General features: G+C 73.7%; 10 protein-coding genes. 6 read left to right on the top strand and 4 right to left on the bottom strand.

From position 1 onward, the window contains the following. Positions 1-355: 355 nt before the first annotated feature. The gene (locus tag ABD317_RS27620; protein WP_344293069.1) at positions 356-1,123 is read left to right on the top strand and encodes a protein phosphatase 2C domain-containing protein; all 768 of its coding nucleotides are present in this window, start codon (positions 356-358) and stop codon (positions 1,121-1,123) included. A gap of 51 nt (positions 1,124-1,174) precedes the next feature. On the opposite strand, the gene ABD317_RS27615 is transcribed toward ABD317_RS27620, so the two are convergent. Beyond that, complete coding sequence (locus ABD317_RS27615) at positions 1,175-1,600, bottom strand: MarR family transcriptional regulator (protein WP_027753911.1); 426 nt, start codon at positions 1,598-1,600, stop codon at positions 1,175-1,177. 287 nt (positions 1,601-1,887) lie between these two features. Here ABD317_RS27615 and ABD317_RS27610 point away from each other — a divergent pair, with 287 nt between their 5' ends. After that, a complete protein-coding gene (locus ABD317_RS27610; protein WP_344293067.1) occupies positions 1,888-2,766 on the top strand; it encodes a lysozyme in 879 nt (292 codons plus the stop codon). A gap of 65 nt (positions 2,767-2,831) precedes the next feature. Here ABD317_RS27610 and ABD317_RS27605 read toward each other — a convergent pair whose 3' ends face one another. The 3 genes from ABD317_RS27605 to lon all read right to left on the bottom strand — a co-directional run bounded on the left by ABD317_RS27605 (position 2,832) and on the right by lon (position 7,157). Continuing rightward, positions 2,832-3,866: a hypothetical protein gene (locus ABD317_RS27605; protein ID WP_344293065.1), complete on the bottom strand. Its 1,035-nt coding sequence runs from the start codon at positions 3,864-3,866 to the stop codon at positions 2,832-2,834. Continuing rightward, positions 3,863-4,531 carry a hypothetical protein gene (locus ABD317_RS27600; RefSeq protein WP_344293063.1) on the bottom strand — a complete coding sequence of 223 codons (669 nt, stop codon included), beginning with the start codon at positions 4,529-4,531 and terminating at the stop codon, positions 3,863-3,865. The genes ABD317_RS27605 and ABD317_RS27600 overlap by 4 nt, the downstream gene beginning before the upstream one ends. Positions 4,532-4,697: 166 nt before the next feature. Further along, complete coding sequence (gene lon, locus ABD317_RS27595) at positions 4,698-7,157, bottom strand: endopeptidase La (RefSeq protein ID WP_344293061.1); 2,460 nt, start codon at positions 7,155-7,157, stop codon at positions 4,698-4,700. Positions 7,158-7,264: 107 nt separating this feature from the next. Here lon and ABD317_RS27590 point away from each other — a divergent pair, with 107 nt between their 5' ends. From ABD317_RS27590 to ABD317_RS27575, 4 genes are all read left to right on the top strand, one after another. Further along, positions 7,265-8,017: a spermidine synthase family protein gene (locus tag ABD317_RS27590; protein WP_344293059.1), complete on the top strand. Its 753-nt coding sequence runs from the start codon at positions 7,265-7,267 to the stop codon at positions 8,015-8,017. Between the two features lie 78 nt (positions 8,018-8,095). Then, the gene (locus ABD317_RS27585; RefSeq protein ID WP_344293057.1) at positions 8,096-8,845 is read left to right on the top strand and encodes a response regulator transcription factor; all 750 of its coding nucleotides are present in this window, start codon (positions 8,096-8,098) and stop codon (positions 8,843-8,845) included. Beyond that, a complete protein-coding gene (locus ABD317_RS27580) occupies positions 8,842-9,924 on the top strand; it encodes a HAMP domain-containing sensor histidine kinase (RefSeq protein WP_344293055.1) in 1,083 nt (360 codons plus the stop codon). Before ABD317_RS27585 ends, ABD317_RS27580 begins: the two co-directional genes overlap by 4 nt. Positions 9,925-10,227: 303 nt before the next feature. Continuing rightward, the coding region (locus ABD317_RS27575) for a 2-oxoglutarate dehydrogenase E1 subunit family protein (RefSeq protein WP_344293053.1) at positions 10,228-10,539 on the top strand (312 nt) is incomplete at its 3' end.

Below are 10,539 nucleotides of genomic sequence, written 5' to 3'. Positions count from 1 at the left end.
CCCGGCGCCGCGCCAGGTGCACCTCCGCGACCAGCACGCCCAGCGTGGCGCCGTCCGCGCCGCCGCCGCGACCGGCGCCGAGCGCCCCTGCCCTCCTGCCGATCCGGCTGCACGGGGGTCCGCAATCGCCCTCCTTCGACTCTTTGTCCGCGGCGCCATGTCCCTTCATTTCGGACTGTTTCCAACGGAGTCCGATAGCGCCACTGTCCCGCGGGTTGACCTTCGCAGCAGGGGTCCCGCGCATGCGGACTTTGCCCCGCCACTCACCCGAACGAGCGAAGATTGTTTGCCCCTGAGTCGCCGGGCCGTCCGCCCGGCGTCGGGGGCGCGCGGCCCGTGGCGGCAGACTGGGATCATGCGCATCGAACTGGCCAGCGACCCCGCCGCTCCCCCCGCCCCGAACGAGGACTACGCCGCCGTGGCCCTCCCCGCCTCCGGCGCCGGCGGGGCGCTGGTGGTGCTGGACGGCGTGACGCCGCCGCGGGACGGGGACACCGGGTGCGTACACGGGGTGCCCTGGTTCGTGGCGCGGCTCGGCGGCGCGTTCCTGGAGCTGGCCGGCGCCCGCGCGGGCACCCTCGCGGACTGCCTGGCGGACGCCGTCCGCCGCACCGCCGCGGCCCACGGCCCGGCCTGCGACCTGACGCACCGCCGTACGCCGCAGGCCACGGTGGCGGCGGCGCGCTGGGACGGCGAGACGGTGGAGCACCTGGTGCTGTGCGACGCCGCGCTGCTGCTGGAGCGGCCGGACGGCGCGGTGCGGCCGGTGCTCGACCTGCGGCTGTCGCGGCTGCCGCGGGACCTTCCGGCGGAGGAGATGCGCAACCGCGAGGGCGGCTTCTTCACCGCCGCCGCCGACCCGGAGGTCGCGGCCCGGGCGGTCGCCGGCAGCGTGCCGCGTACGGAGGTGGCGGCGCTGACGGCGCTGACGGACGGGGTGACGCGCTGGACGGAGGTGTTCGGCCTCGGCGACTGGACGGCGCTGCAGGGCCGGCTGCGGAAGGCGGGCCCGCAGGGGGTGGTGGACGAGGTGCGGGCGGCGGAGGCGGCGGACGCGGACCGCGGCCGGTACCGCCGCGGCAAGGTGCACGACGACGCGTCGGCGGTGCTCGTGGAGCTGTGACCGGCGGCGACCGGGAGCCCGCAGCCGCGACCGGCCCGCCCGTCGGCCGCCCTACCGTCGCAGCTCGTTGAAGCGCCGCAGCAGCCGGGCCAGTTCGGCGACCTCGGCGCGGTCCCAGCCGGCGAGCTTCTGCATGTACTCGGCGTGCCGCACCGCACGCACCCTCCGCACCCGCCGCCGCCCCTCCTCCGTCAGCCGCACGAGCACCGCCCGGCCGTCGGCGGGGTCGGGCTCGCGGTCGACGAGGCCCAGCTCTTCGAGCGCGTGCAGCTGCCGGCTCACGGTCGCCTTGCCGATGCTGAAGTAGCCGGCGAGTTCGCTCGCGCGCCGCCCCTCGCCCTCCAGCTGGGCCAGCAGCGCGTACGCGCCGGGTTCGAGCCCGGGGTCCACCTGGCGGGCCATCTCCGCCGCGATGCCGCGGGCCCGGCGGTAGAAGACCGCCAACTCGCGCTCCAGATCGAGGAAGACGTGGTCCACACCACTTTCCCCGTTCTCCTGTCCGCCTCCGGAGGTCTCGGCATTGTGCACGTCAGGGGCCCTTCCGGCTTTCCTCGGGCTGAAAGTTTTCTTCAGAAGCGACAGAAGCCGCAGCTCCCCCAGTATTTCGCAGGCGTAGACCAAAGGCACCCGTCAGGCCCTCTTTCGCTCCGGCGCCGCACATAGTGACATGGTCACACCAAGCACGCCCCGAGCCCGGCACCTCCACGCCTCTGCCCACCGGCACCGGCACCGCCGAGGAACCCCCCACACCCCCGGAGGAACGCATGTCACCCCGAGTCCGCACCCGCCCACGCGCCGCCCGTCTCCCCCTCGCCGCCGCCCTCGCCACCGCGGCCACCTCCCTCGCCCTCGTCGCCGGCCTGACCACCCCCGCCGCCGCGGCCGGCGGCGACCGGCTCAACCCCCACCCGCGCGACATCGAGCGCGGCGAGGCGTACATGGGCGCCGGCGTACGCCTCCACGAGGGCACCGGCGCCGCGGGCGCCCCCGGCGCCGCCGAGGCGGGCCCGCTCGCGACCGTCGAGGGCGTCGACGTCTCCAGCCACCAGGGCAACGTCAACTGGTCCGCGCTCTGGAACAGCGGCGTGCGCTTCGCGTACAACAAGGCGACCGAGGGCACCGGCTACAAGAACCCCTACTTCGCCCAGCAGTACAACGGCTCGTACAACATCGGGATGATCCGCGGCGCCTACCACTTCGCCCTGCCGAACGTCTCCAGCGGCGCAGCCCAGGCCGACTACTTCGCCAGCAACGGCGGCGGCTGGTCCCGCGACGGCAAGACGCTGCCGGGCGTGCTCGACATCGAGTACAACCCCTACGGCTCCACGTGCTACGGCCTCAGCCAGGCCGCGATGCGCAACTGGATCGGCGACTTCCTGGGCCGCTACCACGCCCGCACCGGCCGCTACGCGGTGATCTACACGACCACCAACTGGTGGACGCAATGCACCGGCAACTACGGCGGCTTCGCGAACAACCACCCGCTGTGGATCGCCCGCTACGCCTCCTCGCCGGGCACCCTGCCGGCCGGCTGGGGCTTCTACACCTTCTGGCAGTACACCTCGACCGGCCCCACGGTGGGCGACCACAACAAGTTCAACGGCGCCTACGACCGCCTCCAGGTCCTCGCCAACAACGGCTGAACCCCGCGCACCCGCCCCCGGCCCCGCCGGTCTCTCCCGAGCTGCTCCTCCGGAGAGACCGGCGGTCAGCGCACGACCGTCTGGATCTCCTGCACCGTCACGTCGTACGTCGTCTCGAAGACGCCGTCCGGCAGGTCGCCCCCGGCGCCGTCCGTGCCGGTCCAGTCGACCTCCCACCTGATCGACGCCTTCAGCGCGTACGAGCCGCCGGCCGCCTCGCTGGAGCGGTGGTACGTGATCCCGCACGCCGGCACGGCCCCGTCGTCACCGCCGTACTTCCTGCCGACGCCGCCGTCGTCGCCGATCGCGCACTCCCCGCCCTCCGGGTGGACGACGGCGTCCTCCGTCCCCGGGTCGAGCCGCAGGCTCGTGGGCGTGGCGGTGGTCTCGGCGTACAGCCCGGTGCCGGGCAGCTCCGCCCGTACCCGCACCTCGTCGAAGGAGGCAGGCTCCTGCCAGATCCAGGTGGGGAGGTTGACCTTGAGCCGGTCGTCGGCGGGCTGCATCTCGATCTCGGTGTCGGGCACCTTGATGGAGTCGTAGGCGTACTCGGCGAGCATCTCGGGGGTGATGGCGGTGGGGACGTCGGGGGCGGCGGTCTCGTCGGCCCAGAACATGAGCTGGTCGTCGCACTCGCGCGCCGCGGCGTCGTCCACCCGGTTGGGGTTGCGCACGGCGCGCCACCACATGCCGTCGCCCTGCCGGTCCATGGCGTAGTTCTCGGGGTTCCCGTCGCCGCCGTCGCGGTAGTGCTCGTGCATGAGGTCCGTGCCCCACCGCAGGCTGCTGTTGACCGGGACGAGGTCCTGGTTGTCGATGGCTTCGACCGCGTCCCGCAGTTCCCGCGGGCTGGCCACCGGCTCGTGCCAGCAGGCGGGCGGCGTCCAGTTCGTGTCCACCGCGCTGATGGGCTGCCCGCCCTGCCCCCCGCCCGAGGTCTGCCGGACGACGACCTGGGTGGCGGTGGCGCTGAGGGTCCCCTCGTCGGGATCGTTGTCGCCCTCCAGGCCGATGCCGTCCTGGGCGGACGCGTGCTGCGTGAGCGGCAGCAACAGCACCGCCGCGGCGACGGGGAGGATCGCCGGTCTGCGGAACCTCATGGCGACAGCCCGCCCGCGTCGCACGCGTCCCGGTGGTTGGTGACGTCGGCCGTCTGCCACGCGCCTTCGTCGTTCTTCTGCAGCGTCGTGCGGTACTCGACGTACTCGTACGGGTCCGCCTGGGTCAGGACCTTGCCGGTTTCCCGGTTCTTCTGGTCCACCTCGCGCTCGTCGGAGCAGAAGCGGAGCCTGGCGGTGGTGCCGTTGTCGGCGACCTTCACCTCCGGGGCGAAGAAGCGGAAGGTGCCCTCCACGGTGGCGCCGGCGTCCCTGAACTCGCCGATCCACTCCTGCAAGGACGTCCAGGCGCCCGTGCCCTTCATGTTGTAGAGCGCGATGAACTCCGTGTTCGGGTTCGGCGGATTCCGCGTGATGGCCTCGTACGTCGCCCGCTGGCGCTGCGCGCCGGAGTCCAGCACCGCCTGCTCCTCCGGGTCGTCCGACTCCCAGCCCTCGAAGACCAGCTCCACGCTCTGCGGCAGCTCGATCTCCGGCGCGTCGGCGTCCGTACCCGGCGCGGACGGCGACGCCGCCGGGCTGCTCTTCGACGCGCCCTCGATCTTGTCGTCCGACGATCCGGAGTCGTCGCCCCCGCACGCGGAGACCAGCAGGGCCGCGGCGGCGACCGCCGCGAGGGTGGCTGAGCGGTAGGGGCGGCGGACCACGTCGACTCCAGCGGCGGTTCGGGGACGTTGAGTGACACGACGCTATCAACGCGCGAACGGTTCCAGCAGCCGCCGCCGTCCGCACGCCGAACGGCCCCTCCCGGGTGGGTGGTCGGGAGGGGCCGTGTCTGCGGGGCGGGCCTGCGCGGCGCCGGGGCGCCGGGGGTCAGGCCGCCAGCGGGACCTCCTGGCGGTCGTGCCCGCCCGGCGCCGCGGCGTCGGCCGTCGCGCCGGCCGGGGTCAGGGCCAGGTCCAGGACGTGGCGGACGTCCGAGACCGGGTGGACCTCCAGCTTCTCCAGGACCTCCGCCGGCACGTCGTCCAGGTCCGGCTCGTTCCGCTTCGGGATGATCACCGTGGTGACCCCCGCCCGGTGCGCCGCCAGCAGCTTCTGCTTGACGCCGCCGATCGGCAGCACCCGGCCCGTCAGCGACACCTCGCCGGTCATCGCCACGTCCGTGCGCACCTGCCGCCCGCTGAGCAGCGACGCCAGTGCCGTCGTCATGGTGATGCCCGCGCTCGGGCCGTCCTTCGGGACCGCGCCCGCGGGTACGTGCAGGTGGATGCCCCGGTCCTTGAGGTCGGCCACCGGCAGCTCCAGCTCCGCGCCGTGCGAGCGGAGGAAGGAGAGCGCGATGTGCGCCGACTCCTTCATCACGTCGCCCAGCTGTCCCGTCAGGGTCAGCCCGGACGCGCCCGACTCGGGGTCGGCCAGCGACGCCTCGATGTAGAGCACGTCGCCGCCGGCGCCCGTCACCGCCAGGCCGGTCGCCACGCCGGGGACCGCCGTGCGGCGCTCGGCCGGGTCGGTGGCGGACTCCGGGGTGTGGTGGGGGCGGCCGATCAGCGGGCGGAGCCCGTCGACGCCGACCGGGTACGGCAGCTTCGCGTCGCCCAGTTCGTGCTGCGCCGCGATCTTGCGGAGCAGCCGGGCGAGGGCGCGCTCCAGGTTCCGCACGCCCGCCTCGCGGGTGTACTCGCCGGCCAGCTTCCGCAGCGCGTCGTCCTCGACGGCGACCTCGCCGGGCTCCAGGCCCGCGCGCTCCAGCTGCCGCGGCAGCAGGTGGTCGCGGGCGATGGTGACCTTCTCGTCCTCGGTGTAGCCGTCGAGGCGGACCAGTTCCATCCGGTCCAGCAGCGCCTCGGGGATGGCTTCGAGGACGTTGGCGGTGGCGAGGAAGACGACGTCGGACAGGTCCAGCTCGACTTCCAGGTAGTGGTCGCGGAACGTGTGGTTCTGCGCCGGGTCCAGGACCTCCAGCAGGGCCGCGGCCGGGTCGCCGCGGAAGTCGGAGCCGACCTTGTCGATCTCGTCGAGGAGCACGACCGGGTTCATGGACCCGGCCTCCTTGATGGCGCGCACGACGCGGCCGGGCAGCGCGCCGACGTACGTGCGCCGGTGGCCGCGGATCTCCGCCTCGTCGCGGACGCCACCGAGCGCGACCCGGACGAACTTGCGCCCCATGGCCCGTGCCACGGACTCGCCCAGCGAGGTCTTGCCGACGCCGGGCGGGCCGACGAGCGCGAGCACGGCGCCGCCGCGCCGGCCGCCGACGAGGCCCAGGCCCCGGTCGGCGCGGCGCTTGCGCACGGCCAGGTATTCGGTGATGCGCTCCTTGACGTCCTCCAGGCCCGCGTGGTCGGCGTCCAGGATCTCCTTGGCGCCGGTGATGTCGTACGCGTCCTCCGTGCGCTCGCTCCACGGCATCTCCAGGACCGTGTCGAGCCACGTCCTGATCCAGCCGGTCTCGGGCGAGGCGTCGGAGCTGCGCTCCAGCTTGTCGACCTCCTTCAGGGCCGCCTCGCGGACCTTCTCGGGGAGGTCGGCGGCCTCGACCCGGGCGCGGTAGTCGTCGGACTCCTCGCCGTCGGGCTCGCCGTTCAGCTCGCGCAGCTCCTTGCGTACGGCCTCCAGCTGGCGCCGCAGCAGGAACTCGCGCTGCTGCTTGTCGACGCCTTCCTGGACGTCCTTGGCGATGGACTCGGCGACGTCCTGCTCGGCCAGGTGGTCCTTGAGCCACTGCGTGGCCAGCCTGAGCCGGGCCACCGGGTCGGTGGTCTCCAGCAGTTCCAGGCGCTGCTCGGCGGTGAGGAACGGCGAGTAGCCGGAGTTGTCGGCGAGCTGGCCGACGTCGTCGATCTGCTGCACCCGGTCGACGACCTGCCAGGCGCCGCGCTTGCGCAGCCAGTCGGTCGCGACCGCCTTGTACTCCTTCATCAGCTCCGCGACGGCGCCGGGAACGGGATCGGGTACGGACTCCTCGATCTCCGTGCCCTCCACCCACAGCGCGGCCCCGGGGCCGGTGGTGCCGGCGCCGATGCGGATCCGGGTGACGCCGCGGATGAGCGCGCCCGGGTCGCCGTCGGCCAGCCGGCCGACCTGCTCGACACGGCCGAGGACACCCGTGCCCGCGTAGGTGCCGTCGACCCGTGGGACGAGCAGCACCCGTGGTTTGTGTCCGCTGCCGCGGGCCGCGGCCTGCGCGGCCTCGACCGCGGCCCGCACCTCGCGGTCCGAGAGGTCGAGCGGCACGACCATGCCGGGGAGCACGACGTCTTGGTCGGCGGAGTCGAGCGGCAGGACGGGCAGGGCCAGCGGCGTGTTCGAGCGGGACTCAGTAGCCATTGATCTCCCCTTCGGCATGCAAGTTGAGTTACATGGGCTCAACCCGGAGCGGGGCCGTGGTGTTCCCGGCCGTCTGTTCGCTGCCAGCGATCGGGCAGGATGGGGCCATGAGCAGCGAGAACGACGGGGGCCCCGCCGTGACGGTCGACCGCAGGTCCGGCCCGTACGGGGAGGTCGTGCTGCGGCGGCGCGGCGCGCACCACGAGATCATCGCGAACGGCGTCTTCCTCATGGACACCTCCGACGGCCGCTCGGAGCGACTGCTGATCCGGGCGGCGGCGGAGGCGCTCGACCCGGCGACGGCGGCACCGGCGGTGCTGATCGGCGGGCTCGGCGTCGGCTTCTCGCTCGCCGAGGCGGCGGCGGACCCGCGGTGGGCGCGTATCACGGTGGTCGAACGCGAGCCGGCGGTCATCGACTGGCACACGGGCCCCGCGCCCGGCGCCCCCCTCGCGAGCCTCAGCGGCCCCGCCCTCGCCGACCCCCGCGTGGAACTCGTCGCCGCCGACCTCCTCGACCACCTCGCCATCGCCCCCCGCTCCTTCCGCGCCCTCTACGATGCGATCTGCCTCGACATCGACAACGGCCCCGACTGGACCGTCACCGACGGCAACGCCGGCCTCTACGCCCCCGCCGGCCTCGCCGCCTGCCGGGACCGCCTCGCCCCCGGCGGCGTCCTCGCCGTCTGGTCGGCGCGCCCCTCGCCGGAGTTCGAGGACGCCCTCCGCGCCGCCGGCTTCACCGGCGTACGTACCGAGGAGATCCCGGTACGCCGCGGCGCACCGGACGCCGTCCACCTCGCCGTCCGCCCACCGGACACCGGGGGCGGAACGCGGCCCGGAGCTGTCCGTTTCCCGTAGCCGAGGCGTGTCACCGCCCCATACGCTGCTAACGGAACCGGAGGGCCTACGGGGAAGAGACGCGAGGGCCACGAGAACATGGCAGACAGACAAGCCCTGAACGGCCGCGCTGACCACGCGGCCGCGGTGACGCCCGGCGCCCAGCGCAGGGTGCTGGTCGTCGAGGACGACCCGACCATCGGGCAGGCGATATCGGCGCGGCTGCGCGCCGAGGGCTTCCAGGTACGCACGGCCGGCGACGGCCCGGCGGCGGTCACGACCGCCGCGGAGTGGGCGCCCGACCTGCTCGTGCTCGACGTGATGCTGCCCGGCTTCGACGGTCTTGAGGTGTGCCGGCGGGTGCAGGCGCAGCGGCTCGTGCCGGTGCTGATGCTCACCGCGCGGGACGACGAGACGGACATGCTCGTCGGCCTCGGCGTCGGCGCCGACGACTACATGACCAAGCCGTTCTCCATGCGGGAGCTGGCCGCGCGGGTGCACGTGCTACTGCGCCGCGTGGAGCGCGCCACGCAGGCGGCGGGCACCGCCCGGGACGACACGCTGCGCCTGGGCGAGCTGGAGATCGACCACACCGAGCGGCGGGTGCGCGTCGGGGGGGACGACGTGCATCTGACGCCGACGGAGTTCGAGCTGCTGGCGTGTCTGGCGAACCAGCCGCGGGCGGTGCTGTCCCGCGAGCAGCTCCTGGTGGAGGTCTGGGAGTGGGAGGACGCCTCGGGGACGCGCACCGTCGACAGCCACATCAAGGCGCTGCGCCGCAAGATAGGCGCGGAGCGGATCCGTACCGTGCACGGCGTGGGGTACGCGCTGGAGACCCCGGTCACATGACGGCGGCGGACGGCGGCGCGGAGGCCGGGTTCTGGCGCCGGGTGTGGGACGCGCTGCGCCCGCTGGACCCGCTGCGCTCGGTGAACGCCGCGCTGGGCGCCCTGGTCATCGGCTCGGTGGTGATCGCCACCGGGCTGGTGTGGGTGGCGATCCGCTCCTCCACGGAGGTCCGGCTGATCACGGTCTTCTCGCTCATCGCCTCGCTGCTCATCACCCAGTTCGTGGGGCAGCGGCTGACGTCGCCGCTGGTGCAGATGACCGCGGTCACCCGGGCCATGGCGCACGGCGACTACACCGCCCGGCTGGCCACCCGCCGCCGCGACGAGTTCGGCGAGCTGGCGCAGACGTTCAACCGCATGGCGGCCGACCTGCAGTCCGTCGACCGGCACCGCAAGGAGCTGGTCGCCAACGTCTCGCACGAGCTGCGCACCCCGATCGCCGCCCTGCGCGCGGTGCTGGAGAACGTCGTGGACGGCGTCTCCGAGGCCGACCCGGACACGATGCGCACGGCGCTGCGCCAGACGGAGCGGCTGGGCCGGCTGGTGGAGCAGCTGCTCGACCTGTCGCGGATCGACAGCGGGGTGGTGCCGCTGCGGCTGCGGCGCTTCGCGGTGGAGCCCTATCTGGCGGGCGTGCTGAAGGAGGCGCACTTCGGCCCCGGCCCGCGGGGGCGCGGCGACGTACGGCTGCAGCTGGACGTGTGGCCGCCCGAGCTGGTCGTACGGGCCGACGCCGAGCGCCTGCACCAGGCGATGGCGAACCTCATCGACAATGCCGTGAAACACAGCCCGCCCGGCGGCCGGGTCACCGTGCGTGCCCGCTCCGGTACGGAGGCGGGCGGGCTGGAGGTGGAGGTGCTCGACGAGGGCCCCGGCATCCCCGCCGCCGAGCGGCACCGGGTCTTCGAGCGCTTCAACCGCGGCCGGGAGAGCGGGGCGCTCGGCGACCACGGGGCGGACGGCGGCGGCACCGGGCTGGGGCTGGCCATCGCGCGCTGGGCCGTGGATCTGCACGGCGGCCGGATCGGGGTGGCCGAATCACCCCGCGGCTGCCGGATCAGGCTCACCCTTCCCGGTTAACGCCCGTTCGTGACTTGACCTACACTTGACCTCGGCCGAGCGTGGGAACGGACGCGCAACGGCGGAAGAGCAGCCGGTGAACTGCCCCGCACGAGGACGGGGCGCGGCGCCACCGCCCCGATGCCCCCATGCCGAACGCGGGCAAACTCTTTCTGATTCCCGCCAGATTCGGAGCCCAAACCACGTTCGCATTGTGACTTGCGCGACCTCCGGCGGGTGCGGCCTGCACGTACCTGCTCCGGAGGCGTAGCCTTGTTTTCCGCTGTCCATCACCTTGTGAAGCGGAAGAGGGCGGTTGCCGCCGTGTCGTCACAGTCCCCTAAGAGCAGCTCGTCGAGCGGCTCGTCGAGCGTCCGAACCGAAGAGCCGAGCCAGGGCCGGGACCCTGCCGCGGCGTTCGGTCCCAACGAGTGGCTCGTCGACGAGATCTATCAGCAGTACCTCCAGGACCCGAACTCCGTGGACCGGGCCTGGTGGGACTTCTTCGCCGACTACAAGCCGGGCGCCGCCGCCGGTAACCAGGGGGCAGCGACCCAGACGCCGGCCGGCGCGCGCGCCGCGCCCCCGGCGCCGGACGGCCCGCAGCCCGCCGCCGAGCCGGCCGCACCCGCGGCC

Source organism: Streptomyces synnematoformans (assembly GCF_039531005.1).
Taxonomy (GTDB): domain Bacteria; phylum Actinomycetota; class Actinomycetes; order Streptomycetales; family Streptomycetaceae; genus Streptomyces; species Streptomyces synnematoformans.
The sequence above is the reverse complement of the archived record's forward strand: the minus strand, read 5'-3'. Positions and strand labels throughout refer to the sequence as shown.